The following is a 24,643-nucleotide window of genomic DNA, read 5'->3' as shown; positions in this document are numbered from 1 at the left end:
TCCGGTTGAGGGGCGATCCGGAAAGCACGACCCGTTCCGAGACCGAATTCCGGGACGCAGTTTCCGCTTGAGGCTTCAACCGGAAAATGCATCCCAGGCTGGAGCCATATTCCGGGACACACTTTCCATTTGAGGCCTCTACCGGAAAACGCATCCCATTCTGAGCGTCGAATCCGGGATACAGTTTCCGTTTGAAGCCCCGTCCGGAAAGTACGTCCCATTCTGGAGCCGAAATCTGGGACGCAGCTTCCGCATGCGGAGGCGCTCCAAACAAAAGGCCCCGGCTCGCGATGGAGCTGGGGCCAAAGGCGCAGCATATACAGTTGATGTTGAGCGCGAACAGCTCGTCAGCAATGACCGTCCGCGCCCTACCCTACCCGCGGTTGCGGACGCGGCTGTAAGGCGTATCCACCATGGGCAGATCTGGACGCAGCTTGCCGTCAAACGCGCGGTAGGCGTTCTGTACGGCGGGCGCCGTGGGAATCGTTGCGATCTCTCCAATGCCCTTGCCGCCGTATGCCACGGGCAACAGCTCGTCCTTCTCCACGTAAATGGCGTGGATATCCGGAATCTCGGGCGCACGGAACAACCCGAGCGTACCGTACCTTGCCTGGGGTACGCAGTCCTTGAGCGGCCAGTCCTCGGTAAGCGCATAGCCCATACCCATGAGCACGCCGCCTTCGATCTGACCCTGGATGGAGATGGGATTGACCACCTTGCCGGAATCGTGCGCGGCATAGACCTCGCTCACGCGGCCGTCATCATCCAAAATGACCACATGTGTGGCAAAGCCGTAGCAGATGTGGCTCTTGGGGTTGGGAACATCCGCACCCAGCTTGTCGGTCGGCTCCAGGTACACGTAGCCAAACTCGCATCCCTCGAGCGCCTTGATGGCGGCCGCGGGATCCTGAGGATGCATACCCTGGCCGGCGACGAGCTCCTGCGTGTGCAGCTGATAGGCGCGACCGTCGTCGTACTCGATCTTGACGCCGTCGCCATGCGCGCTCACGGGAGTATCGGGTGCGGGCTTGCCGGCCTCGATGTCAAGCATGGCATCGCGCAGCAGGAAGGCGGCACCGCGCACGGCCTCGCCGGTCACGACCGTCTGACGCGAGCCAGACGTGGTGCCGGAGTCGGGAGCGTTCTCGGTAGAACACTCGCCGTTGGCAATACAGTGAAGCGGCAGACCGCATGCCTCGGCAACGTCCTGCAAAAAGACGGTGTTGCAGCCCTGGCCGATGTCGGACGTGGCGGCATAGACCACGGCCACGCCGTTCTCGACGCGAATCTTGCAGCGGCCGGCATCGGGCAGGCCCACGCCCACGCCGGCGTTCTTCATGGCGCAGGCGATACCGGCGTGTCCGGGATGCGCGTAGTAGGCATCCTTGACCTCGAGCAGCGTCTCCTTCAGTGCCGTGGAGCAATCGGCAATCTGGCCGTTGGGCAAAACCTCGCCCGGCTCGATGGCGTTACGGTAGCGGATCTCCCACGGATCCAGGCCGACCTTCTCGGCCAGCAGGTCGATCAGGCTCTCGAGCGCAAACTCGGACTGGCAAACGCCAAAGCCGCGGTACGCACCGGCGGGCGGGTTGTTGGTGTAGTAGCCAAAGCCGCGAATGTCGGTGTTCTGGTACTTGTAGGGGCCGACGGCATGCGTACAGGCGCGCTCGAGCACCGGGCCGCACAGCGACGCGTAGGCGCCGGTATCAAAGTTGATCTCGCAATCCAGGCCGGTAAAGTTGCCCTCGGCGTCGCAGCCCAGTGTAAAGGTGCCGTCCATGGCGTGACGCTTGGGATGGAAAGCGAGCGACTCGGCACGCGTGAGCTTACACTTCACAGGACGCTGGAACTTATATGCGGCGAGCGCGGCCAAGTGCTGGATGGACACGTCCTCCTTGCCGCCAAAGCCGCCACCCACGAGCATGGTCTCGACGACCACGCGCTCGGGCTCGCTATCCCAGCCAAACATGTGAGCGCACTCTTTGCGCGTGTCGTAGGCGCCCTGGTCGGTCGACTGCACCTTGACGCCATTCTTGTACGGGAAGGCAACGGCGCACTCGGGCTCCAAGAAGGCATGCTCGGTAAAGGGCGTGGTAAAGCGCTGCGTCACGGTAAACGCGCTCTCTGCCAGCGCCTTGGCGGCGTCACCGCGCGTCACGTGACGGCTCTGGCACACGTTGTCCTTGAGCTCCACCGTGTTGCCAAAGGCAAAGAAGCTGTCGTGCAGGCGCGGGGCGTCGGCAGACCTGGCCTCGGCGATGTTGCGCACGGGCTCCAGCGGCTCGTAATCAATCTTTACGAGCTTCTTGGCCTTCTCGAGCGTCGCCTCGTCCTCGGCAACCACCAGCACGATGGCGTCACCCACGCAGCGGGTGATATCGCCCTGGGCGATCATGACGTCCCAGTCCTGGATAAGGTGGCCGACCTGGTTGACCGGCACGTCCTCGGCGCGCAGGATGCCCACCACACCGGGCAGGGCCTCGGCCTTGGAGGTGTCGATGGAGAGCACGCGGGCGCGCGGATACTTGGAGCGCACGGCGCTGGCATAGGTCAGGCCCGGCTGATCGAGCTCGTCGATGTCGTCGGGATACTTGCCCTCGCCGAGCACCTTCTTGCGCACGTCGATACGGAAGGCGCGCTTGCCCACGCCGTAGTCATCGCCGCGCTCCAGGTCCTCATCGATCTGCTTTTCGCCGCGGAGCACCGCAGCGGCCAGCGAGATGCCCTCGATAATCTTTTTGTAGCCGGTGCAGCGGCAGACGTTACCGCGAATGGCGTACTTAATCTGCTCCTCGGTGGGCTCGGGGTCCTCGGCGATGAGCGCTGCGCCCGCCATGACCATGCCGGGAATGCAAAAACCGCACTGCACGGCGCCCACGGCGCCAAAGGCGTACACAAAGGCCTCGCGCACGTCCTCGGGCAGGCCCTCGACGGTTACGATGTTGCGACCGGCAGCAAGAGCAGTGGTCAGCACGCACGCCTTGACGGCCGCACCGTCCACATGGATGGTGCAGGTACCGCAAGCACCTTCGGAGCAGCCGTCCTTGGCGGAATGGATATGCAGGTCGTCGCGCAGGTAGCGCAGCAGCGGTTTATTCTCCGTCGTCGTGCGCTCGACGCCGTTAACGGTAAAAGTGAATTCCTGTGCCATGGTGATTCCCTTCTACACGCCGGCGGCGATGCCGGTGCGGTCGTGGATGGCGCCATGCGGGCAGACGACGGCGCACATGCCGCACGACAGGCAGTCCACGCCGTCGATATGGGCGCAGTTGTCCTCGATGCGGATAGCGCCGGCAGGGCACTTTTTAGCGCACATGCCGCAACCGATGCAGCTCGTGTCGCAGATCTTGCGAGCGATGGCGCCCTTATCTGTGTTGTTGCAGCGCACCAGAATGTTCTGGTAGCCGGGAACGAAGGCAATCACGCGCTGCGGGCACGCCATACCGCACAGGCCACAGCCCGTGCACTTGGAGCGATCCACGCGGGCGATGCCATCGACCAGCGCAATGGCGCCGTGGGGGCAGGCCGTGACGCAGGCGCCACAGCCAATGCAGCCTTCGCTGCAGCGGGCGTCGCCGCCTGCGGAAGCGCAACCACTTCCGCAGGCAACGTAGGCCACGTTATGTTGAATGGATTTGGCCATAAGAGACTCGCCTATTTCTTAAGAAGGTACGAATAGTTGTCGCGCACGGCCCTGATGGTCAGGCGGACGGCCTCGGGAAGACCGGTGTTGACGGCATCGACCGAGACGGTGCGGACCGTGCCGGCGACGCGGACCTTAAAGTGGTCCTCGTCCACGGCCAGGAAGCCCTCGTTCTCGGAGTTCTCCATGTCCTGCTCGCTCCAGAACAGGGTGAGCTTGTCCTTGTAGGGACGACCCTCCTGGTAGGGGCAGAACACGGCGCAGTTACCGCACTCGTTGCACATGCCGTCGACATGGACGACCTGATGCTTGGCCAGGCCCGGCACCTTAATTGCCACGTTGGCGCGGTTGGGGCACACGTCGCAGCAGACCTCGCACACCGAGCCGCAGCCCAGGCAGCGGGTCTTGGTGCAGTTGCGCTTGTCGCGGCACAGCGACCCCTTGCGCTCGTAGCAGGTGTCCTCGCGGCCGGCCTGCTCGTTGCAGCCGGCGTACTTGTTAAAGTCCACGCCGGCGATGGCACGGGCGACCTCCGCGGCGTCGGCGATAGCCTCGACCACGGTGGCAGGACCGCGACGGCAGTCGCCCGCAGCCCAGACGCCCTCAACGCCGGTGGAGGTGGCGGCAAGACGGCCGCGACGGTCGTGCTCGACGCCCGCGGCATCGTAAAGGCTGGCATCGATGCCCTCGCCCACGGCGCAGATCACCGTGGTGGCGGAAAGCTCGACGGTCTCGCCCGTGGCGACGGGACTGCGACGGCCGCTTGCATCCGGCTCGCCGAGCTCCATAACGTCGCAGGTCAGCACGGAGCCGTTGAGCGCCTTGGGCGCCAGCAGCTCGCAGAACTCAACGCCGTCGGCAAGAGCAAGATCGAGCTCTTCCTCGTCGGCGGGCATCTGCTTCTTGGTGCGGCGATACACCAGGCGCACGTTCTTCACGCCGGCCAGGCGCTTGGCCACGCGGGCCGCGTCCATGGCGGTGTTGCCGGCGCCAATGACCACGACGTCCTCGCCCAGTTCGAGTTTCTCGCCCTTCTTGGCGGCCTCGAGGAACTCCAGCACATCGAGCTCGGCACCCTCGCCCAAGCCCGCAGAGCCGGGCATCCAGGCACCGGTGGCCACGACCACGTCAGTAAAGCCTTGAGCCTTGAGTTCGTCGATGGAATCAACGCGAGCGTTGAGCTGCACCTTGGCGCCAAAGGCCAGGCAGAGCTCGGCATCGTGGGAGATATCGTCGCTGGCGATACGGAACTCGGGGATCACGTGACGGACCACGCCGCCGAGAGAGTCGCGGGCCTCGAAGATGGTGACGGGCACGCCGGCACGCGTCAGGAAGAACGCCGTCGCCAGGCCGGCCGGGCCGCCGCCGATAACGGCAACGTTGCGCTCGCCGTCGTTTGCGATGGCCTGGGCGCGCAGCTTGGGCAGCACGGCGGTCATGGCCTCGCGGGCGGCCTTGAGCTTGCTGGCGCGAATCTGGGCGCCCTCGGGCTCGTAGAACGCACGCTCGCAGGCACGGCCGCAGGGATGCGGACAGATGGTGCCGGTAATGAACGGCAGGGCGTTGCGCTCGATGATAATGTTGAGCGCGTCCTCGTAGCGACCCTCGTCAACAGCCGCCAGGTAGGCGGGAATATCCTGCTGGATGGGGCAGCTCGTGCGGCACGGCGTGGTAAAGCAGTCGGAAAGCGGGCTCTTACCGGCGACCTTGCGATCGGGCAGCGGGCGCAGCGGCTTCTTATAGAGCGGGTTGGTAAGCGAATCGACCTGGATCGCGGTCACGGCGTCGAGAGAGACACCCTCAAACGGCTTGCCGTCCAGATCGGTAAACTCGCCGGCCATCTGGCTAAAGCGCTCGTAGCCACCAGGCTTGAGCACGTCGGTCGCCAGGGTGACGGGCCAAATGCCGGCATCGTACAGGGCGCGGATGTTGTAGACCGTAGCACCGCCGGAGTAGCTGATGCGCAGCTTGCCATCGAACTGCTCGGTAATGCGGCGGGCGGCCTCGATGGTCAGCGAGAACAGCGAACGGCCCGACATGTACATCTCGGTGGAGGGCAGCTCGTTCCTCGTCACATCGACGGGGAAGGTGTTGGTGAGCTTGACGCCAAACTCCAAACCGCGCTCGGCGCACAGGGCAATCAGGCGCTCGAACATGGGCACGGCATCGGCCCACTGCAGGTCCTCGCGGAAGTGCGTGTCATCGAAGACGATGTAGTCAAAGCCCAGCTCGTTGAGGCGCTGGCGGGCAAACTCATAGCCCAGCAGCGTGGGGTTGCACTTGATGTAGGTGTTGAGGCCCTTCTCGGTGATGAGGTAGGTCGCGATGCGCTCGATCTCGGCGGGCGGGCAGCCGTGCAGCGTGGACTCGGTAATGGAGTTGGAGACGCGCGCCGGGATGGACTCGACAAACGCAGCATCGACATGCTCAAACTTGTCCAGGTTAGCGAGCGCCCACGTGCGGCACTCGTTCCAAACCTCGGAGCCGCTGGCGTCCTTCATGCCCTCAATGTACGCATCGACCTTGGGGCTCTTAATGCCCTCCAGGTCATAGCCCACCGACATGTTAAAGACAAAGCCGTCCGGGCTGCCCAGGCCGTACTCGCGAGCGATCAGGTGGCAGGCGAACCATGCCTTCACGTACTCGGCAAAGGCCTGCGGAACCTCGAGCTCGGTCGACCACTCGCAGTTGTAGCACTCGTCCTGCGCCACAATGCAGGGCTTGTTAACGCACTTGGAGAGCTCCTCGCCGTCCATAACCTGAACGGTCTTAAGCTCAAAGAAGCGGGAACCAGCCACATAAGAGGCCACGATGTTCTGGGCCAGCTGCGTGTTGGGACCGGCGGCCGGGCCAAACGGAGTCTCGATGCGCTCGTCAAAAATGGGAAGCGCACCCTCCTGGTTGGTCGTGACCATCTTGCGCACGCCAAAGACGGCGCCCTGAGTCTTGTGCTCCTCGATGATCCAGTTCATCAGCTGCGAAAACGGGATCGGCCTCATGATGTCGCTCATAATGAGCTCCTCTCTGTAACGCCCGGCGAGACCGCGCGGCGGGCGCAAATACGGTGTAGCGCTAGCACAGCGCCGGCGACCCCGCGGAGGCCGCCTATACGCGCGTCGGATGCGGCGAAACATCCGACGCGCGTGAATCTACTTGTAATTAGTAGGCGCGATCGTTGAGCGTGCTCCAGAGCTTCTTGGACTCAGCCATGGTCCACGCGTTGATCTTGTCCTCATCAATCCCAACGAACTCGCGATCCTTGTACAGGACGCGGCCGTTGATGATGGTGGTGCGGCAGTTTTTGCCCATCATGCCAAAGAGCATGTGGCCGTCGATGTTCTCCTCGCTCAGCGGCGTAAAGGGCTTGTAGTCCATGACGATGACGTCGGCGGCAGCGCCGGCCTCGAGCACACCGAGCTTGCGATCGAAGTACTTGCTCGCCATCTTGGCGTTGTTCTCGAACAGCATGGTCATGGCCTCGCACCAGCCCACGTTGGGCATGGCGGCGTTGTGGCGCTGAATGATCAGGAAGACCTTAAGGCTCTCGAGCATATCGTGGGTGTAGGCGTCGGTACCCATGCACACAGGAATGCCGCGGCGGAAGAATTCGAGCACGGGGGCGCAGCCCACGGCGTTGCCCATATTGGATTCGGGGTTGTTGACGAGCCAGGTGCCGGACTCCTTGACGATATCCATCTCGGCAGGCGTCACGTGGATGCAGTGGCCCAGCATGGTGTCGGGACCCAGCAGGTTGTGCTGCAGCAGGCGCTCGACGGGGCTGATGCCACCGCGGTTGAGGCGGGAATCCCACACGTCGTTCATGCCCTCGCACACATGGATGTGGAAGCCGGTCAGGCCGTTGTTGGCCTCAGCCATCTTGTCCATGGTCTCGTCCGACAGCGTAAAGGTGGCGTGACCGCCAAACATGGCGGCGATCATGTGGTTGTCGTTATCGCGACGCTCCTTGGCGGCCCACTGGGCGAACTCGGCGTTCTCGGCAATGGCCTGGTCGCATTTTTCCTGGCCGCGGCGATCGGAGACCTCGTAGCACAGGCACGAACGCATGCCCAGCTCCTGAGCGGCGTCCTTAATGGTAAAGAGGCTTCCCGGGATCTCGCAGAAGCTCGCATGGTGATCGAAGATCGTGGTGACGCCATCGCGGATGGAGTCAAGAATCGTGGCATAGGCGCTGGCCTTGGTGCCGTCGAGCGTCAGGTTGTCATCGATCTTCCACCACTGCTGCTCAAGATTCTCCAGGAAGTTGGTGGGGTTGCAGCCCTTAATGGCAAGGCCGCGGGCCAGACCCGAGTAGATGTGGGTGTGGCAGTTGATAAGTCCGGGCATGATGAGGTTGCCCTGGGCGTCGACGTACTCGGCATCCGGGTACTTGGCCTTGAGCTCGCACTCGGGACCTACTTCGACGATCGTATCTCCGTCAATGGCGACCGCACCGTTTGGAATGAACGGGGTCTGAGCGTTGCGAGTAAAGACGGAACCGTTAGCGACCAGAAGCATGGATGCTCCCTTCAACATCAGGGGCGGGGTTTGACACCTCTGACATGGCGGAGTGCGAAGCGCCGGCCTACACCGGAAACGGGCCCTCTCCCGTCAACGCTTCACCAAAGGGACAAACCCTTTGAAGTGCGGCTTGGCGCCGCATGACGTCGGCGGACGAGGCGATGCGTCCGCCGACGAATAGCACCGAATTGGTTACTTCTTGCTCTCGGGCAAGACCAGATCCACGGCAGCGTCCTTGGCAGCATCGATATGCTGGGCCACGACCGGCGTCTGCGGAAGGATCAGGTTAAGGACAATGGCCATGATGGCGGTGGGGGCTACGGCATTGGAGCCGATGACGGTGGACACCCAGGCGGGCATACCCTCGCCGGCAAGGCAACCGCTGGCCATCCAGATACCCAGGCCAAAGACGACGGAGGTGCCGACGATAGTGGTAGTGCGCTGCGTGAGGCCCTCGCGGGTGAACATGCGCACGCCGTTCATGGTGATGGTGCCAAAGACGCCGACGGTCGCGCCGCCGATGACGGGCTGCGGGATAGCGGAAAGGACGGCAGAAAGCTGCGGGAACAGGCCGGCGATGGCAAAGACGGCCGCGATGATCACAAAGACCCACTTGTTGACGACCTTGTTGGAGCAGATGATGCCCACATTCTGGCCAAGGGCGCTGGTGGGAAGACCGCCCAGCAGGCCGCCGACCATAGAGGTGAGGCCCTGGGACACGATAGCGCCGGAGAGCTCACGCTCGGTGGGCATACGGTCGATGGAGCCCAGGCAGGCGGCGGAGACGTCACCGATAACCTGAATAGCAACCATGGGGAACACGACGGCGAGGGTAATGCAGACCTCGGGATCAAACTCGAGCGCGTAGGGCATGAGCTTGGGAAGGGCGAAGACCTGAGCGGTGGCGACGCTGGAGAAGTCGATCATGCCAAAGGGGATGGAGACGATCATGCCAACGATCATGCCAAAGAACACGGATCCCAGCTTGAGCGTGCCCTTGCCAAAGTTGGCGAGCGCAAAGACCACGGCGAAGGTGATAAGAGCGACGCACCAGGCCTGCGGGGTGCCCCACAGCGGCGTACCCATACCGCCGGCCATATACTTGACGGCCGTGGGATAGAGAGAGACGCCAATGGAGAAGATGACCGTACCGGTCACGACGGGTGGGAACAGCCACTTGATCTTGCTGTAGGCCAGACCAAAGAGGACCGCGACGGCGCCGCCGACGATCTCGCCACCCAGCAGCGCACCAAAGCTAAAGCCCGAGGCACCCATGGCCTGCAGGGCCGGCAGGAACGCGAACGAAACGCCCATGACGATGGGCAGGCCGCCGCCGATGCGACGGAAGGGAGCGAAGGCCTGAAGGGCCGTATCGATCGCCGAAAGAATGAGCGCGACCTGGATGATGTCGGTGCTCTGCTGGCTATTAAAGCCGTAGACGCCGGCCATGATGACCGCCGGGGTAATGATGCCGGCAAACGATGCCAGTACGTGCTGAAGGGCACACGGGATCATTTCCTTAACGGGAGGCATGCCTTCGCGAGTGAACAGGGCTTCAGTGCCGTTCGTAACCGTCTCCTGGGTCATTTGACCACCAATCCTCGAAGTAGTTGTTTTCGCATCTAACGCTCTATTGTGACGCAGTGCGGGGTTGAGGTTGTGCCTTCATTGCATATCGTATTAAAGATGATTCTCATTCTCAATAATAATTTTTTGTTATCAGACTATTCTTCAGCTGAAATAACGCATTCCCGCAGGTCAGGAAAGTGTCTGGTCAAAATAACATCTAACATTTCTTTTGGTCAACCGTTTACCGCTAAATTCCTACCGTTCGTCTGCATTACGCAATGTACCTGCGGATATACGAGATGATGGGCAGCGTGTTACCATGAGAAAAAATTGTTATGAACATTTCCGATTTCACCCAAAGGAGTTGCCCGTGAACGAGACCGTACGTCGCTTTTTGCCGATGGTCGATTTTCTGGAGCAGATACTCGGCAAAAACAGCGAGATCGTGCTGCACGATTTCTCGGATCCCGACCACGCCATCGTCGATATTCGCAACGGCATCGTGAGCGGCCGCAAGGTCGGCGGCCCCGCTACCGATCTGGCGCTCAAGATCATGCACGATCCCAAGTATCGCGACCTGCCATTTATTACGGGCTACGAGGGGCGCGGTGCCGGCGGCAAGACGTTGGAGTCAGCGACGTACTTTATCCGCGAGAATGACGAGATCGTCGGTATGCTCTGCGTCAACACCGACCTCTCGACCGTGCGCTCCATCAACGCCATGGCGCAGCAGCTCATGGCGTGCTTCGACGCGGCGCCGACGCGCACGGAGCCCGCCCCTATCGAGGTCGAAAGCCTTTCGGAGTCTACACAGGAGCTCATCGACCGCAGCATTGCCGAGTTGCTGAGCGCGCGTGGGCTGGATGTAGCGTCGCTTGGTCAGAGCGACCGCGTGGACGTCATTCGCCACCTCAACGGCAACGGGGTGTTCATGCTCAAGGGCGCTGTTGCCTGCGCCGCCACCGCGCTGGGCATCTCGGAGCCCAGCGTCTACCGCTACCTGCAAAAAGTTCGCAAGGAAGGCTAACGAGCAAAATGGAGCGCGGCTCCACAAGCGATCCATCACCTGACAAAAGACCCTGCAGCTCGCACGCTGAACTGCGCCCCAAATCTTGGACGCCCTAAATAGCGACTAGGCCGCGAGGGCCTGATTCCGGTACTCCTCCGGGGTCAGGCCCTTCAATCTTACCTGCCTCCGGCTCGTGTTCCAGTGGACTATGTATTCCTCCAGGTCGCGTTTGAAATCCTCGAACGTCTTCCACTCGCGGCCCCTGTAGAACTCGTCCTTGACGTGGCCGAAGAGCTGCTCGGTGGCGGCATTGTCGATGCAGTTCGCCTTCCTGGACATGCTCTGGACGATGCCGGCGGCCTCGAGCCTGGATGTGTACGAGGCGTGCTGGTACTGCCAGCCCCGGCCCGAGTGCATGGTCGGGGCGGCGCCCTCGGGGATCTTGGACAGCAGCTCGTCGAGCATCCTCGCCTGCTGGGCCATGTCGGGCGTGGTCGATATGTCGCTCGCCACGATCTCCTTGGTGCAGAAGTCCAGCGTCGGGGCCCAGTAGGCCTTGCCGCCGGCCACCTTGAACTCGGTGACGTCCGTCCCCAGCTTCCGCCACGGGGCCCCGGCGTCGAAATCCCTCGCGATCACGTTCTCGAACGTCCTGCCGACGACGCCCTTGTACGAGTTGTGCCTGTGGTAGGCCGTCTCGCGTCTGATGCCGCAGCGAATCCCCATCTCGCGCATCATCTTGAGCACGGTCTTGTCGGCTATCACGGCCCCCTCTTCCGCCCTGAGGCACATCGCTATCTGCCGGTGCCCGCAGCCGTTGGCGGTGCGCGAGAAGATCTCGGCGGCCGCCTCCCGGAGCTCGGGGCGCGTGGGCCTCGGCGGGTGCGCGAGGGCGTAGTAGTAGGTCGACCGCTTGAGCTCGGCGCATGCGAGCAGGTGCCCGAGCGCGTGCCCCTCGGCGCGCAGGGCCGCGACCGCTTCGGCCTTCGCCCTGGTCAGAGCCCGTCCCTCTCGACCAGGGCGCGTAATTTTTTTAGGTAGGCCACCTCGGCCTCGAGCCTACGGCACCGCTCCTCGAGCTCCTCCTCGCGGGTCCGCGGCCTCGCCCTGGAACCGCTCGGCCGGCCCTTGGGCCTCGGGCGCAGGGCCTCCGCGCCGCCCCGGCGGTATAGCGCGCACCACTTCTTGAGCGGCGACATCGACATTATGCCGAACGCCGCCATCGCCTCGGTCTTCGTCATGCCGCCGTCGACGACGGCGGAGGCGGCGGCGACCTTCTGCTCGTATGTGTACCTGCCCTGCTTTCCGTCCATGCGCAGCAGCACCTCGCTCCCGAACGCGCGGTATATCTCCTGCCATCTTCTCACGGCTTCCGCGGGAAGCGAAAGGGCAATCGCGGCAGATTTATACCCGTGCCCGAGCTCGAAGAGCCCTATGGCCGCCTTCCTGGCCTCGACATCATGCTTCACCCTCAAATCAACGCGCATAAAGAAAGCCTCCCATTTCTCATGTCCAAGAAATGGGAGTCAGTTCACGCGCTGCAGGGTCTTTTTGCATGTCATGTTTAGTTGTGGCCAACGCCTTAGAGAGCGGCGACGACCTCGATCTCGACCAGACCGCCAGCCGGAAGGGCGGCAACCTGGAAGGCGCTGCGCGCGGGGAACGGAGCCTCGAACTTGGAGGCGTAGATCTCGTTCACGGCAGCGAAGTCGGCGATGTCGGCCAGGTAGACCGTGGTCTTGACGACATCGGCAAAGGTGGCGCCGGCAGCGGTCAGCAGGGCCTCGACGTTAGCAAGGGACTGCTTAGCCTGGGCCTCGACGCCCTCGGGCATCTTGCCGGTTGCGGGGTCGATGCCCAGCTGGCCGGACAGGAACACCATGTTGCCGGTCTGGATGCCGGGGGAATACGGGCCGATGGCTGCAGGTGCGTTATCGGAAGACACGACGGTCTTGCTCATGTTTTTCTCCTTACGATCAGATAGAGAGCGTGAGCGCGGCGTTCACACCGGGAGGCACAATTCGGTCTGAACACCGCGCTTGATTTGGGATAGTACTCAAGGTTTCCGCGCGATGCAAGATTATTATCACGTTGCGAGAATATTTTATCGCTCAACGGCGCCTGTCGACCGCTGAACGGCACGACCGGACGGTGAAGCTCAAAATGATCCGTTTCCCTCCGTCCCCATCGGATCAGGTGATCCATAGGGGACGGAGGGAAACGGATCATTTTTGCTGCAAGGGCTGCTGAAGACTTTATCCTGCTTGGGCCACAGGGCTCGTCCGCCGCAACAGCACCACTATACTTTTGAGTATCTGAGCATTTTGAAAGGCAGGATATGACCGTAACCGCCAGTCGAACCACCAACCGCAGACCCGAGCTCTTGGCGCCCGCCGGAGGGCCCGAGCCCTTTGCCGCCGCACTCGCCGCCGGGGCAGACGCCATCTACTGCGGCATGGGCAGCTTCAACGCCCGCCGCAAGGCCACCAACTTTACCGACGAGGCCTTTGAGCAGGCCTGCCGTGCTGCACACCTGGCCGGGTCGCGCGTCTACGTCACGGTCAACATCGTCATCAAGCAGTCCGAGATGGGCGATGCGCTGCAACTCATCCATCGCTGCTCCACGCTGGGCGCCGACGCCTTCATCATCCAGGACTGGGGCCTGTTCTTTGAGGTCAAGCGCACCATGCCCGGCATCGAGACGCATATCTCGACCCAAGCGAACATCCATGACGACCGCGGAACCCTTTGGTGCCGCGAGCAGGGCGCCGACCGCGTGACCCTCTCGCGCGAGCTTTCCATCGACGAGATTGCCGCCATTCACGATGCCGCGCCCGATGTGGACCTTGAGGTCTTTAGCCACGGCGCCATCTGCTTTTGCTACTCGGGTCTGTGCCTGCTGTCGAGCTTTGCTATGGCGGGCCGCTCGGCCAACCGCGGCATGTGCGCTCAGCCCTGTCGCCTGCCTTACGAGCTGATCGACGAGAACGGCCGCGCGCTCTCCCCCGCCGGCCGCGAGCGCGCGCTATGCCCGCGCGACACCAACACTTCGCAGCTTGTTCGCCGTCTGTATGACGCCGGTGCCGCATCGCTCAAGCTCGAGGGCCGCATGAAGGCGCCCGATTACGTGTACTCCATCGTTGATGTGTATCGTCACGAAATTGATGACATGCTGGCAGGGGTCGCCGTTGCCAAGGACGAGGAAGCCGCCCGCCAGCGCCAGCTCAAGCGCTGCTTCAACCGCGACTTTACGCACGCCTATCAGGACGGCACCTCGGGCGACGAGATGATGAGCTACGAGCGCTCCAACAACCGCGGCCAGATCGTGGGCACGGTGCTGGGCAGCCGCCCGGCCAACCGCGATGTGCGAGGCCTCAAGCCCGACGACCGCCGTCGACGTGCCGCCATCGCCCGTATTGAGCTGTTTGAGCCCGTGGGCAAGGGCGACCTGCTGGAGCTTCGCCACGACGATGAGTTCGACCAATTCCTGACCACCATTGCCGCCGATGATGCCGCAGCCGGCGATATCATCGAGTGCCGCGTGCCCCGTAGCATGCCCGAGGGTTGCCGTGTGCGCGTGATTCGCAGTCAACGCGCCATTGACGCTGCCGGCGCCGCGCTCAAGCGCGATGTGCTGCGCCGCCGCGCCGTAGATGTGTCCGTCGTGGCGCGTCTGGGCGAGCCGTTTACCGTTACGCTCACCTGCTGCGACGACCCCGCGCTTACCGCCACCGCCACCGGCTTTACCGTCGAGGCCGCCAAGACCCGCGCCGTCGAGGCGGCAGACCTGGTTGAGCATGTGGGCCGCATGGGCTCTTCGCCCTTTGAGGCAGCGAGCTTTGACATTTCGCTCGACGCCGGCTGCGGTATGGGCTTCTCCGCCGTGCACAAGGTGCGCGCCGCCGCCTGTAAAGCGCTCGAGGAGGCCATTCTGGCACCGTACGAGGAGCGTGCGAAAACGCTCGAGTTGCCGGCGATTGTAACCAGTGATTCCCGCCCCGCGCCCGAGCATTACCGCGATGAGCCGCAGATTTGCGCCGCCGTCACCTCGCTCGAAGCCGCCGAGGCAGCGCGCGTGGAGGGTGCAACGCGCATCTACATGACCACCGACGCGCTCGATGCGGCCGGGCTCTCCCCCGCCGATGCATTTGAGCAGGGTATCGTGCCTGTACTCGACGAGGTCTGCCGCGCCGTCGACCACGAGCGCGTCGATCCCTGGATCAATGCTGGAGCCACCGTCGCCGTCGGCAATATCTCCGAGCTCGCCGTAGCCGCGCATGCCGGCGCCACGGCCGAGATTCGCTCTTGCCTGCCGGTGCACAACACGCCCTGCATGGAGGCGCTTGCCGAGCGCGGAGCCGGTGCGTTTTGGCTCTCGCCCGAAATCACGCTCGACGAGATTGTCTCGCTCGGCGCCGCCGCGCCCGCGGCTCTGGGCATCACCGTCTTTGGCCGCCCGCGCGTCATGACAAGCGAGCACTGCATTCTGCAGGTTGCCAACGGCTGCATCCACGATTGCGCCAACTGCCGCCTGCGCGCCCGCAAGCTCTCGCTCAAGAATATCGACGGAAAGGTCATGCCCGTCCGCACCGACATCCACGGCCGCTCTCGCCTGTACGATGCCTACCCCATCGACCTCACGCCGCAGGTCCCTCAGCTGCTCGATGCCGGCGTGCGTCGTCTCATGGTAGACGGAACGCTGCTCGAGACGGATGAGGTGGGCCGTGCCGTCGCCCGCGTCCGTCGTGCCATCGAAGCAGCGCAGGCCGGCCGTAAGCCCGCCGCCCGTCTGCGCGGGGCGACCTCGGGCTGCATGTTTGTGGGAATCAGCTAACCGAAAGGCTTACACGTGAACGAAGAACCTCAAGTCCTCTACTGCGACGCCTGGCTCATGGCCATCGACAAGCCCGCCGGCATGATCGTCCACGGCGACGGCACCGGCGAGCGCACGCTTACCGACTACGCCAGCGACCTGCTGCTGGCGATGGGCGACGGCTTTGCCGCGACCGACATGCAGCCGCTCAACCGCCTGGACCGCGACACCACCGGCGTAGTGCTGTTTTCGCTCGACAAGCAGACGCAGCCCGCCTTTGACCAGATGGTCATCGACCACGCATTCGGAAAGCACTACCTGGCGCTCGCCGAGGGCAAGATCGACTGGAACGAAAAGCTCATCGACAAGCCCATCGCCCGCGACCGCCACGACAGCCGCAAGATGCGCGTCGGCGCCAGCGGCAAGCCGTCTCAAACGCGCGTGAAGGTGCTCAAGCGTCTTAAGAGCCGTCGTGGCCTGCCCACGCGCTCGTATATCGATGTCGAGCTGCTCACCGGCCGCAAGCACCAAATCCGCGTGCACCTGGCAAGCGAGCGTCATCCCCTGGTTGGCGACGAGCTCTACGGCACGCCGCGTCCCTGCGGCCTGATGCTCCATGCCCACAGCGTGTCCTTTACGCATCCCGTAACCGGCGAGCACATCCACATCGAAGCCCCCTGCCCCTGGGAGCCCTAAACCACCACAATGGGGACAGGCACCTTTGTGGTGGTTTTGCCGCAATGGCCCAGCCGCGGTCCCAAAACGTCTCGATCTGTAACAGTTAGAGCCCATTTTCCGGTCTATCTGTTACAGATCGAGACATTCGAATCCCCCTTAAGGGAAAATCTCAATCTGTAACAATGACTCGGCAAAATCGGTCCCAGATGTTACAGATTTAGACTAAACCGGTAGACAACGAAAGCGGCAACGCCCGTAATGGACGTTGCCGCTTTTCTATTGAGAAAACTATTCGGTTTTCGTTACTAACCACCACAATGGGGACAGGCACCTTTGTGGTGGTTTTGGCCTTGTCCCATCGCTAGACCGTGATGACGTTGTCCATCGACTGGTACTTGGCTGGCACCTCACCCGCGGTAATAATCGTTGCGTCGCGGAAGTCCGCAAACTTGACGGGCGCCACCATGCCAAATTTGCTGGCGTCCGAGATTACGAAGCGTTTGGCGGTATGGCGCATCGAGACACGCTTGACCTGCGCTTCCTCGATATCCGGTGTGGTGAGACCTTGCTCGGCGGCGATGCCATTGGAACCCCAAAAGCCGCAGTTGAAGTTATAGCGGTCCAGAGTTGCCAAGGCATCGGGGCCGACGAGCGCCTCGGTCTCGGGCTTGAGCTCGCCGCCCAGCACAACGGTGCGCATCCCGCGCAGGGCGAGATGCTGAGCGTGAAGCACGGAATCAGTCACATAGGTGACGCCCTCAAGGCGCGGAAGATGCTCGATGAGCTTGAGGGTCGTGGAGCCCGAATCGATATACACAAAGCTATCGGGCTCCACCAGGGCCGCAGCACGGGCGCAGATGCGCTCCTTGTCATCGTTATGGAGATCACTGCGCTCGCCGATCGTCAGGTCGCGCGTCACATGCGCGCGCTCCAGACTCGTCGCGCCTCCGTGTACCTTGGCGATACGGTGTGCGCGGTCGAGCGTCTGTAGGTCGCGTCGAATGGTAGAGGCCGTCACGCCCAGGGCATCGGCAAGCTCGGGCACCGTTACCGAGCCAGCCTGCTGCACCATCGACACGATCGTATTGAGCCTATCTTCCGCAAGCATCGCTTACTCCTCCTCGGGGTAGACGACTCCCCAATCGGCGCGGAGCTTGGTCATGAGCTCCATCACATCAGAAGCATAATCCAGAAGCTCACGCTTGGAATCGTCGCCGGCGACGGCCTGCTCGAGGTCAGCCATCTCGTAGCACAGGGCATAAGCCTCGGTGCCCGCGGCGACCTCCTCGCGATGACCGTCCGCGGTCCACACGATCGTCGCGTGATCGGCGCGCGGATACTCGTTGACCTCGACATAGCAATTGTCAAAGCTGATAACCGAGCGCTTTGGCTGCTTGGAGTGGAGCGTAAGGCTCACGACGCCCAGCTGCTGCTCGGCATTGCGGCAGACGATGCCGCCTGCAACGTCCACGCCGGTCTCGCAGGTGTTACCCAGAGACACGACCTCAACGGGCTGGCTCGCCATAAACAGGCGCATGACGGACAGGGCGTATACGCCAATATCGAGCATGGCACCGCCGGCGAGGTTGCGATTGTAGAAACGGTTGGTCAGGTCGCCGTACTCCTTGTAGCTACCAAAGTTGAGCTGAGCGAGGTTCATGCGGCCAAACTCGCCGGCATCCATGCGGCGGCGCAGCTCTTGATACAAGGGCATGTGGAGCACCGTGGTAGCGTCCATAAGGACCACGTTGTGTTCGGCGGCAATGGCGCGGGCCTCATCGAGCTCGGCGGAGTTGAGCGTGATGGCCTTCTCGCAGAGAACGTGCTTGCCGGCCGCCAGGGCGGCGCGCAGATAGGTGATATGGGTGTTGTGCGGGGTGGTGATGTAGACGGCGTCGATGTCAGGATCGGCGTAGAGATCCTCAACCGTGTCATAGACCTTCTCGACGCCGTACTGGTCGGCAAAAGTCTGAGCCTTGGTGAGCGTGCGGTTGGCAACGCCCGTAAGCTTGCGGCCGGCCAGGGCAAGGGACTGAGCCATCTGGTTGGCAATAACGCCGCAACCGATCACAGCCCAACGGAGCTCGGGAGCCGTAAAGATGTCGTTAGGGAACGGCTTGTCCTGGACCGAAGCAAATGCTGCTTTGGCGGCTGCCGCGGCGTCGAGTGGAGCCTGCTTGGAATCTGCCATTATGTGTCTCCTGTGTCATAGAACGTCTTGCATTTCTGACAGCTCTATATTCGCACAAACACGCGCGTCAATGCGCGTTTTTGCGTATCTCACCGCTAAACGGTCATTATTGCCCCGTAAACGGCGCATATATACGCATAGGTGCGTAATTAAACGCAATCTAACGCGCATAAACGCGCACACAAGCAATTTATACAGCACGACCCGCTCATTTATGCTTACCCAGTTAGGGTACTCATTTAAGCCTGTCCCCAATGAGTAGGGATAGAAAAAAGGCCCGGGTGCCGTGGCATCCGGGCCATTGCTAGCAACTTGATGTTGCGGGCAGCTTAGAACTTGTGGCCGCACTTCTTGCAGACGCGCAGCTTGTTCTTGCCGTCCTTCTCGTGACCGACGCGGGTAACCTTACCGCACTCGGGGCAAACGAGATTGACGTTGGAGGCATCGATGGGAGCCTCCTGCGAAACGATGCCGCCCTGCTGGTTGGCAGCGTTGGGCTTGACGGCCTTCTTGACGACCGAAACGCCCTCGACAACGACCTTGTTCTCTGCGGGGAGAGCACGCAGGATAACGCCCTGCTTGCCGCGATCCTTACCAGAGAGAACCTGGACCTTATCGCCCTTCTTGATATACATATATCTCCCCTAACTACAGGGTCTCGGGAGCGAGCGAGACGATCTTCATGTACTTCTTGTCACGAAGCTCGCGAGCGACGGGCCCGAAGATACGGGTGCCGACGGGCGAACCATCGTTGTTGATGACAACGCAGGCGTTCTCATCAAAGCGAATGTAGGAGCCATCCTTGCGGCGGATCTCCTTAACGGTGCGAACGACGACGCAACGGACAACGTCCTTCTTCTTGACGTTGGCGCCAGGGGTAGCCTCCTGGACAGCACCGATGAACACATCGCCGATGCCTGCATAACGACGCTTGGAACCGCCAAGCACCTTGATGCAGCGAATCTTGCGAGCGCCGGAGTTGTCGGCGACGTTCAGCATGGTTTGCATCTGAATCATGGTAGATGTTCCTCCGAACTAAGAACCGAAGAGAGGTGCGCAGCCTTTATACGGCCCGTGGTATGCAAGCCAGGCATACGCACATCTTCGGAAACGTACAAGTCGTAAGAGCGACTGCTTATTTAGCGCGCTCGACGACCTCGATGAGGCGCCAACGCTTCATCTTGGACATAGGACGGGTCTCCATAACGCGGACGGTATCGCCCACGCCAGCCGTGCACTCCTCGTCGTGAGCGTGCAGCTTCTTGGAGCTGGTCATCATCTTGCCGTACTTGGGGTGACGCTTGCGCTCGGTGATGGTGACAACAATGGTCTTGGCACCGGAGACGGAGGTAACGACACCCGTACGGACCTTACGCGAGTTACGCGAATCAGTCATGTTCTCTCCTTAGGTCCTACTCGGCGACAGCGGACTTCTCCGCTGCGATCTCGCGGGCGCGCTGCTCCGTGAGGACGCGAGCGATGTCCTTCTTCACGGTGTTGACGCGAGCGGTGTTGTCCAGCTGGCTGGTGGCCATCTGGAAACGAAGGTTAAAGAGCTCGGCGCGCATTTCCTTCAGCTTCTCAACGAGCTGAGCGTCCGAGAGCTCACGAATCTCTGCGGGCTTCATTAGTTCTCCTCCTTGGCGGCGGCGGCGTCCTCAGCAGCCCACTTGGCCTCGAGAGCGGCCTCCTCAGCCATCTCCTTCTCGATGCGCTGCTCAGCGTTCTTGGCAGCAACAATCTTGGTCTTGATGGGAAGCTTGTGCTGTGCAAGACGCAGAGCCTCGCGAGCGACCTCCTCGGGCACGCCCTTGACCTCGAACATGATGCGGCCGGGCTTGACGACGGCCACCCACTCCTCGGGGTTACCCTTACCAGAACCCATGCGAGTCTCGGCAGGCTTCTTGGTGATGGGCTTATCGGGGAAGATCGTGATGTAGACACGACCGCCACGCTTCATGTAGCGGGTCATGGCAATACGAGCGGCCTCGATCTGACGGTTGGTGATCCAATGGGCCTCGAGAGCCTGGATACCAAACTCGCCGAAATGCAGCTCGGTATTACCCTTGGCCTGGCCCTTCATGGAGCCACGCTGCACCTTGCGGTGAAGAATACGCTTAGGGGCAAGCACTACTGACCCCTCCTCTCGGAGTTACGACGACGAGGACGGGAAGAGCCCTCGAGTGCAGGGTTGGGAACAGGCTGGCCCGGGAGCTTCTCGCCCAGGTAGATCCAGACCTTCACGCCGCAGGCACCCATGGTGGTGCTGGCGACAGCCGTGCCGTAGTCGATCTTGGCGCGGAGGGTGTGCAGAGGCACGCGACCCTCACGGTACCACTCACGACGGCCCATCTCGGCACCGCCGAGACGACCGGAGCACTGGATACGGATGCCCTTGGCGCCGGCCTTGCGGGCGGACTGGACAGCCTTGCGCATAGCGCGACGGAAGGCAACGCGGCCCTCGAGCTGCTCAGCGATGGACTGAGCAACGAGGTTGGCGTCGAGCTCGGGGCGCTTGATCTCGACAACGTCGACGGAGAGCTGGCCCTTGGAGACGCCAGCGACCTTCTCGAGCTCGGTGCGGAGGGTATCGATCTCGGCACCCTTCTTACCGATGACAACGCCGGGGCGAGCGGTGAGGATGATGACCTTCACCTTGTCGCCAGCGCGCTCGATCTCGACGCGGGAGACAGCTGCGCGGGAAAGACGCTTCTCGAGGTACTTGCGGATCTCGAGATCGTTACCGAGGGTCTTAGCGTAATCCTTCTCTGCGAACCAGCGGGAGCGCCAGTTCTCGGTGATGCCAAGACGGAAGCCGGTGGGGTAGACTTTCTGACCCATACAGCTTTACGCCTCCTTTCGAGGAGCAACGACGACGGTGATGTGGGAAGTACGCTTCAGAATACGAGAAGCGGAACCCTTGGCGCGGGGACGGATGCGCTTAAGCGTCGGACCCTCGTCAACATAGGCAGCGGCGACAACCAGGTTGTCGGCACGCAGACCGTTGTTGTTCTCGGCGTTCGCAACGGCGGAACGGAGAACCTTCTCGACATCCACGGCGACGGCGCGGTCGCAGAAGTGGAGGATGTCGAAGGCCTGAGCGACAGGCTTGCGGCGGATCAGATCGACCACCAGGCGGGCCTTGCTGGGGGAAACACGCACGTACTTAGCGACGGCGCGAACCTCGGTGGCCTCAGTTTCAATAGACTTAGTTGCCATTTACGGTTAACCCCCTATTTGGCCTTGTGGCCACGGAACGTACGAGTCGGCGCGAACTCGCCGAGCTTGTGACCAACCATGGACTCGGTAACATACACGGGCACATGCTTGCGGCCGTCGTGGACGGCGATGGTGTGACCAACCATCTCGGGGAAGATGGTGGACGCGCGGGACCAGGTCTTCACAACGTCCTTCTTGCCAGCCTCGTTCATCGCGGTGATACGCGAGAGAAGGCGAGTCTCCACGAACGGGCCCTTTTTGAGACTTCTGCTCATAAGTGCTTTCTCCTAAAACTCGGTATCCGAAATTACTTCTTACGGCGACGAATGATGTGCTGGTTCGAGACCTTCTTCTTCTTGCGCGTACGAAGGCCCTTCGTCGGCTTACCCCAGGGGGTAACAGAGGGACGACCAGAGGTGTGGTTCTTGCCCTCGCCACCGCCGTGCGGGTGGTCGACAGGGTTCATGACGGTACCGCGGACGGTCGGGCGCACGTTCATGTGACGCTTACGGCCGGCCTTGCCGATGACGATGTTGGAGTGATCGGCGTTGCCGACCTCACCGACGGTGGCGCGGCAGGTAACGAGGATGCGGCGCATCTCGGAGGAAGGCATACGGACGATGGCGTACTTGCCCTCCTTACCCATCAGCTGGCAGGAGTTACCGGCGGAACGGGCGATAGCAGCGCCCTTGCCCGGCTGGAACTCGACGGCGTGGATGAGCGTACCGACGGGGATGTCGGCGAGGGGCAGAGCGTTGCCCGGCTTGATGTCGGCGTCAGAACCGGACATGATGGTCTGACCGACCTCGAGGCCCTTGGGGGCCAGGATGTAGCGCTTCTCACCGTCAGCGTAGTGCAGCAGAGCGATGCGAGCGGAACGGTTCGGATCGTACTCGATCGTGGCAACCTTGGCGGGCACGCCGTCCTTGTTGCGCTTGAAGTCGATCACGCGGTAACGACGCTTCACGCCGCCGCCCTGGTGGCGGGTGGTGATGCGGCCGTTGTTGTTACGACCGGCCTTCTTGGGCAGGGGCTCGAGAAGAGACTTCTCGGGCTTGGTGCAGGTGATCTCGGAGAAGTCGGAGATCGTCTGCCAACGCCTACCAGCGGAGGTCGGCTTAAGGTGCTTTACAGCCATTACAATCCCTTTCAATAGGAATCCGTTAGCCATCGCAGACAGGGATTCGAGGTTCTGCCTCGGGTGCGATGACACCGGACGTATACACGGTTCCGGGCGTGTCCATTTAATACGCCCAAAACCTTGAGCTCCCGCCTCCCCTATTTGGGAGGCATGAGCTCACTCAACAGCAGCGAGTCTTAGGCCTGGTTGCCAAAGACCTCGATGGTGTCGCCCTCGGCCAGCGTGACGATGGCCTTCTTCCAAGAACGGGTCTTGCCGGCGACATAGCGCACGCGCTTGGTCTTGGGCTTGACCGTCAGGGTGTTCACGCGAACGACCTTGACGCCGAAGATCTCCTCGACAGCGTCCTTGATCTGATACTTGTTAGCATCCTTGGCGACCTCGAACGTGTACTTGTTCAGCTCCATGCCGGAGAAGGAACGCTCGGACACGATCGGACGGATGATGATCTCGTGGGCGGTCATTTATGCAAGCACCTCCCCGAAGTGAGCGGCGATGTCGGCGGGCATCAGCACAGCGTTGTTGTTGACGAGATCGTAGGTGTTGGCCTCGTCAGCGGTGATGATGAACGTCTTGGGAATGTTGCGGAACGACAGGTAGGCGTTGACGTCCTCATCGCGAACGATGATGGTCAGACGCTTGCCCTCAAGACCGAGAGCCTTGAGCATGGCGACGGCAGCCTTGGTGGAAGGCTTCTCGAAGCCGTAGTCGTCGACGAGCACGAGCTCGCCATCGGCCAGCTTGGCGGACAGCGCGGAGCGCATAGCCAGCTTGACCTCCTTGTTGTTCATACGCTTAGCGTAGGAACGGGGCTTGGGGGCGAAGACAACGCCACCGTGACGCCACTGGGCAGCACGGATGGAACCCTGGCGGGCACGGCCGGTGCCCTTCTGACGCCAAGGCTTCTTGCCGCCACCGGAAACCTCAGAGCGACCCTTAGCAGACTGGGTGCCCTGACGCCAAGAGGCCATCTGGCACTTGACGATGTGGTGCATAACGTGGATGTTCGGCTCGATGCCGTACACCTCAGCGGCGAGCTCGGCCTCGGCGACCTTCTTGCCCTCGCTGTTCTTTACTTCAAACTTTGCCATTTAAGTGTTCTCCTTGGTATGACGCTGGGCTAAATGGGCTGGGCCCTTAGGCCATACGGATGGCGACGAGACCATTCTTGGCACCCGGGACAGCGCCCTTGACCAAGATGAGGTTCTGCTCGGCATCGATGCGGACAACGGAAAGGTTCTTGACGGTAACGCGCTCGTTACCCATGTGACCGGCCATCTTGACGCCCTTGAGGACGCGCGCAGGATAGGCGCACTGACCGATAGAACCGGGGTGACGCTGGAAGTGAGAACCATGCGTCATAGGACCGCGGCGCTGACCCCAGCGCTTGATGCGACCCTGGAAGCCCTTACCCTTGGAGGTACCGATGACGTCGACCTTCTCGACATCAGCGAAATCAGCGACGGTGACGACCTCGCCGACCTTGTGCTCCTCGCCGTTCTCGACGCGGACCTCACGAAGGAAACGGACAGGCTCGACGCCAGCCTTAGCGAAGTGACCAGCCATGGGCTTGTTCACGTTCTTGGCCTTGATGTCGCCGAAACCGATCTGGACGGCGTCATAGCCGTCGGTTGCCTGAGTTTTAACCTGCGAGACAGCGCAGGGGCCAGCCTGGATGACCGTGACGGGAACGACGTTGTCGTCCTCGTCCCAAACCTGGGTCATGCCAATCTTGCGGCCGAGAATCATGCTGATCAAGATATGATCCCAACTCTCGCGTGGTCTTGGGACAATGCGTACACCACCGAGCGTACGCCCCTAGAGGACCACTACTTACACGACGTGCTCCCCAGCCTTGTATT

The 24,643-nt window shown here is 62.0% G+C and carries 24 protein-coding genes and 1 pseudogene; 3 read left to right on the top strand and 22 right to left on the bottom strand.

From position 1 onward, the window contains the following. Window positions 1-373 precede the first annotated feature (373 nt). The 5 genes from xdh to ACKUTP_RS04630 all read right to left on the bottom strand — a co-directional run bounded on the left by xdh (window position 374) and on the right by ACKUTP_RS04630 (window position 9,748). Window positions 374-3,151, bottom strand: a complete 2,778-nt coding sequence (gene xdh / locus ACKUTP_RS04650) for a selenium-dependent xanthine dehydrogenase (protein ID WP_409063652.1) — start codon at window positions 3,149-3,151, stop codon at window positions 374-376. A 12-nt stretch (window positions 3,152-3,163) separates the two neighbouring features. After that, entirely contained in the window at window positions 3,164-3,643 is a 480-nt protein-coding gene (locus ACKUTP_RS04645) for a 4Fe-4S binding protein (protein WP_006235055.1), read from the bottom strand. 11 nt (window positions 3,644-3,654) lie between these two features. Then, window positions 3,655-6,654 carry a putative selenate reductase subunit YgfK gene (gene ygfK / locus ACKUTP_RS04640; RefSeq protein ID WP_409063651.1) on the bottom strand — a complete coding sequence of 1,000 codons (3,000 nt, stop codon included), beginning with the start codon at window positions 6,652-6,654 and terminating at the stop codon, window positions 3,655-3,657. A gap of 148 nt (window positions 6,655-6,802) precedes the next feature. Then, a complete protein-coding gene (gene ssnA, locus ACKUTP_RS04635) occupies window positions 6,803-8,158 on the bottom strand; it encodes a putative aminohydrolase SsnA (RefSeq protein WP_117802957.1) in 1,356 nt (451 codons plus the stop codon). Window positions 8,159-8,353: 195 nt separating this feature from the next. Continuing rightward, window positions 8,354-9,748, bottom strand: coding sequence for a uracil-xanthine permease family protein (locus ACKUTP_RS04630; RefSeq protein ID WP_409063650.1), 1,395 nt, complete (start codon window positions 9,746-9,748; stop codon window positions 8,354-8,356). A 352-nt stretch (window positions 9,749-10,100) separates the two neighbouring features. Here ACKUTP_RS04630 and ACKUTP_RS04625 point away from each other — a divergent pair, with 352 nt between their 5' ends. Further along, window positions 10,101-10,757: a transcriptional regulator gene (locus ACKUTP_RS04625; protein WP_249360945.1), complete on the top strand. Its 657-nt coding sequence runs from the start codon at window positions 10,101-10,103 to the stop codon at window positions 10,755-10,757. A gap of 105 nt (window positions 10,758-10,862) precedes the next feature. On the opposite strand, the gene ACKUTP_RS04620 is transcribed toward ACKUTP_RS04625, so the two are convergent. The 3 genes from ACKUTP_RS04620 to ACKUTP_RS04610 form a co-directional block, all read right to left on the bottom strand. Further along, window positions 10,863-11,705, bottom strand: coding sequence for an IS3 family transposase (locus ACKUTP_RS04620; protein ID WP_409063877.1), 843 nt, complete (start codon window positions 11,703-11,705; stop codon window positions 10,863-10,865). A gap of 29 nt (window positions 11,706-11,734) precedes the next feature. After that, on the bottom strand, window positions 11,735-12,226 hold the full coding sequence (locus tag ACKUTP_RS04615; protein WP_195503260.1) for a helix-turn-helix domain-containing protein: 492 nt from the start codon (window positions 12,224-12,226) through the stop codon (window positions 11,735-11,737). 95 nt (window positions 12,227-12,321) lie between these two features. Further along, on the bottom strand, window positions 12,322-12,699 hold the full coding sequence (locus ACKUTP_RS04610; protein WP_035137477.1) for a RidA family protein: 378 nt from the start codon (window positions 12,697-12,699) through the stop codon (window positions 12,322-12,324). Between the two features lie 378 nt (window positions 12,700-13,077). On the opposite strand from ACKUTP_RS04610, the gene ACKUTP_RS04605 reads away from it, so the two are divergent. Beyond that, window positions 13,078-15,573 carry a DUF3656 domain-containing protein gene (locus ACKUTP_RS04605; protein ID WP_409063649.1) on the top strand — a complete coding sequence of 832 codons (2,496 nt, stop codon included), beginning with the start codon at window positions 13,078-13,080 and terminating at the stop codon, window positions 15,571-15,573. A 15-nt stretch (window positions 15,574-15,588) separates the two neighbouring features. Further along, window positions 15,589-16,248 (top strand): RluA family pseudouridine synthase, encoded by a 660-nt coding sequence (locus ACKUTP_RS04600; protein WP_373093810.1) that lies wholly within the window; start codon window positions 15,589-15,591, stop codon window positions 16,246-16,248. Between the two features lie 343 nt (window positions 16,249-16,591). Here ACKUTP_RS04600 and ACKUTP_RS04595 read toward each other — a convergent pair whose 3' ends face one another. The 14 genes and pseudogenes from ACKUTP_RS04595 to rplC all read right to left on the bottom strand — a co-directional run bounded on the left by ACKUTP_RS04595 (window position 16,592) and on the right by rplC (window position 24,539). Next, window positions 16,592-17,338, bottom strand: coding sequence for a DeoR/GlpR family DNA-binding transcription regulator (locus ACKUTP_RS04595; RefSeq protein ID WP_409063648.1), 747 nt, complete (start codon window positions 17,336-17,338; stop codon window positions 16,592-16,594). 3 nt (window positions 17,339-17,341) lie between these two features. After that, window positions 17,342-18,421 (bottom strand): Gfo/Idh/MocA family protein, encoded by a 1,080-nt coding sequence (locus tag ACKUTP_RS04590; RefSeq protein WP_195544432.1) that lies wholly within the window; start codon window positions 18,419-18,421, stop codon window positions 17,342-17,344. Window positions 18,422-18,750: 329 nt separating this feature from the next. Next, window positions 18,751-19,056 (bottom strand): 50S ribosomal protein L24, encoded by a 306-nt coding sequence (gene rplX / locus ACKUTP_RS04585; RefSeq protein ID WP_099432059.1) that lies wholly within the window; start codon window positions 19,054-19,056, stop codon window positions 18,751-18,753. Window positions 19,057-19,069: 13 nt separating this feature from the next. Further along, window positions 19,070-19,438 (bottom strand): 50S ribosomal protein L14, encoded by a 369-nt coding sequence (gene rplN / locus ACKUTP_RS04580; RefSeq protein WP_006235041.1) that lies wholly within the window; start codon window positions 19,436-19,438, stop codon window positions 19,070-19,072. Window positions 19,439-19,556: 118 nt separating this feature from the next. Continuing rightward, window positions 19,557-19,817, bottom strand: a complete 261-nt coding sequence (rpsQ, locus tag ACKUTP_RS04575) for a 30S ribosomal protein S17 (protein ID WP_006235040.1) — start codon at window positions 19,815-19,817, stop codon at window positions 19,557-19,559. 16 nt (window positions 19,818-19,833) lie between these two features. Next, window positions 19,834-20,049, bottom strand: a complete 216-nt coding sequence (gene rpmC / locus ACKUTP_RS04570; protein WP_006235039.1) for a 50S ribosomal protein L29 — start codon at window positions 20,047-20,049, stop codon at window positions 19,834-19,836. 107 nt (window positions 20,050-20,156) lie between these two features. Further along, window positions 20,157-20,552 (bottom strand): annotated as a pseudogene (rplP, locus tag ACKUTP_RS04565) (50S ribosomal protein L16); the annotation flags it as partial. Beyond that, a complete protein-coding gene (rpsC, locus tag ACKUTP_RS04560; RefSeq protein ID WP_006235037.1) occupies window positions 20,552-21,262 on the bottom strand; it encodes a 30S ribosomal protein S3 in 711 nt (236 codons plus the stop codon). The gene rpsC and the pseudogene rplP, both read right to left, overlap by 1 nt. A gap of 6 nt (window positions 21,263-21,268) precedes the next feature. After that, window positions 21,269-21,640, bottom strand: a complete 372-nt coding sequence (gene rplV, locus ACKUTP_RS04555) for a 50S ribosomal protein L22 (protein WP_006235036.1) — start codon at window positions 21,638-21,640, stop codon at window positions 21,269-21,271. Between the two features lie 14 nt (window positions 21,641-21,654). After that, on the bottom strand, window positions 21,655-21,915 hold the full coding sequence (gene rpsS, locus ACKUTP_RS04550; RefSeq protein ID WP_006235035.1) for a 30S ribosomal protein S19: 261 nt from the start codon (window positions 21,913-21,915) through the stop codon (window positions 21,655-21,657). A 32-nt stretch (window positions 21,916-21,947) separates the two neighbouring features. Next, entirely contained in the window at window positions 21,948-22,778 is an 831-nt protein-coding gene (gene rplB / locus ACKUTP_RS04545) for a 50S ribosomal protein L2 (RefSeq protein WP_022094198.1), read from the bottom strand. A gap of 179 nt (window positions 22,779-22,957) precedes the next feature. After that, window positions 22,958-23,245: a 50S ribosomal protein L23 gene (rplW, locus tag ACKUTP_RS04540; protein ID WP_022094197.1), complete on the bottom strand. Its 288-nt coding sequence runs from the start codon at window positions 23,243-23,245 to the stop codon at window positions 22,958-22,960. Beyond that, window positions 23,246-23,872, bottom strand: a complete 627-nt coding sequence (gene rplD / locus ACKUTP_RS04535) for a 50S ribosomal protein L4 (RefSeq protein ID WP_006235032.1) — start codon at window positions 23,870-23,872, stop codon at window positions 23,246-23,248. Window positions 23,873-23,918: 46 nt separating this feature from the next. Beyond that, window positions 23,919-24,539, bottom strand: coding sequence for a 50S ribosomal protein L3 (gene rplC, locus ACKUTP_RS04530; protein WP_035137484.1), 621 nt, complete (start codon window positions 24,537-24,539; stop codon window positions 23,919-23,921). Window positions 24,540-24,643 lie beyond the last annotated feature (104 nt).

The organism is Collinsella sp. wc0529 (assembly GCF_046116875.1).
Taxonomy (GTDB): Bacteria; Actinomycetota; Coriobacteriia; order Coriobacteriales; family Coriobacteriaceae; genus Collinsella.
This window is presented reverse-complemented; position numbering and strand designations above follow the sequence as displayed.

Bases quoted from the DNA above. Each gene is read 5' to 3' on its own strand.
- rplW (WP_022094197.1), bottom strand. From the start codon at position 23,245: ATGACCGCCCACGAGATCATCATCCGTCCGATCGTGTCCGAGCGTTCC.
- ACKUTP_RS04610 (WP_035137477.1), bottom strand. From the start codon at position 12,699: ATGAGCAAGACCGTCGTGTCTTCCGATAACGCACCTGCAGCCATCGGC.
- ACKUTP_RS04630 (WP_409063650.1), bottom strand. From the start codon at position 9,748: ATGACCCAGGAGACGGTTACGAACGGCACTGAAGCCCTGTTCACTCGC.
- rpsC (WP_006235037.1), bottom strand. From the start codon at position 21,262: ATGGGTCAGAAAGTCTACCCCACCGGCTTCCGTCTTGGCATCACCGAG.
- rpsS (WP_006235035.1), bottom strand. From the start codon at position 21,915: ATGAGCAGAAGTCTCAAAAAGGGCCCGTTCGTGGAGACTCGCCTTCTC.
- rpsQ (WP_006235040.1), bottom strand. From the start codon at position 19,817: ATGACTGATTCGCGTAACTCGCGTAAGGTCCGTACGGGTGTCGTTACC.
- ACKUTP_RS04615 (WP_195503260.1), bottom strand. From the start codon at position 12,226: ATGCGCGTTGATTTGAGGGTGAAGCATGATGTCGAGGCCAGGAAGGCG.
- ssnA (WP_117802957.1), bottom strand. From the start codon at position 8,158: ATGCTTCTGGTCGCTAACGGTTCCGTCTTTACTCGCAACGCTCAGACC.
- ACKUTP_RS04645 (WP_006235055.1), bottom strand. From the start codon at position 3,643: ATGGCCAAATCCATTCAACATAACGTGGCCTACGTTGCCTGCGGAAGT.
- rplX (WP_099432059.1), bottom strand. From the start codon at position 19,056: ATGTATATCAAGAAGGGCGATAAGGTCCAGGTTCTCTCTGGTAAGGAT.
- rplB (WP_022094198.1), bottom strand. From the start codon at position 22,778: ATGGCTGTAAAGCACCTTAAGCCGACCTCCGCTGGTAGGCGTTGGCAG.
- rplV (WP_006235036.1), bottom strand. From the start codon at position 21,640: ATGGCAACTAAGTCTATTGAAACTGAGGCCACCGAGGTTCGCGCCGTC.
- ACKUTP_RS04595 (WP_409063648.1), bottom strand. From the start codon at position 17,338: ATGCTTGCGGAAGATAGGCTCAATACGATCGTGTCGATGGTGCAGCAG.
- ACKUTP_RS04590 (WP_195544432.1), bottom strand. From the start codon at position 18,421: ATGGCAGATTCCAAGCAGGCTCCACTCGACGCCGCGGCAGCCGCCAAA.
- xdh (WP_409063652.1), bottom strand. From the start codon at position 3,151: ATGGCACAGGAATTCACTTTTACCGTTAACGGCGTCGAGCGCACGACG.
- ygfK (WP_409063651.1), bottom strand. From the start codon at position 6,654: ATGAGCGACATCATGAGGCCGATCCCGTTTTCGCAGCTGATGAACTGG.
- rplD (WP_006235032.1), bottom strand. From the start codon at position 23,872: ATGGCAAAGTTTGAAGTAAAGAACAGCGAGGGCAAGAAGGTCGCCGAG.
- ACKUTP_RS04605 (WP_409063649.1), top strand. From the start codon at position 13,078: ATGACCGTAACCGCCAGTCGAACCACCAACCGCAGACCCGAGCTCTTG.
- rplN (WP_006235041.1), bottom strand. From the start codon at position 19,438: ATGATTCAGATGCAAACCATGCTGAACGTCGCCGACAACTCCGGCGCT.
- rpmC (WP_006235039.1), bottom strand. From the start codon at position 20,049: ATGAAGCCCGCAGAGATTCGTGAGCTCTCGGACGCTCAGCTCGTTGAG.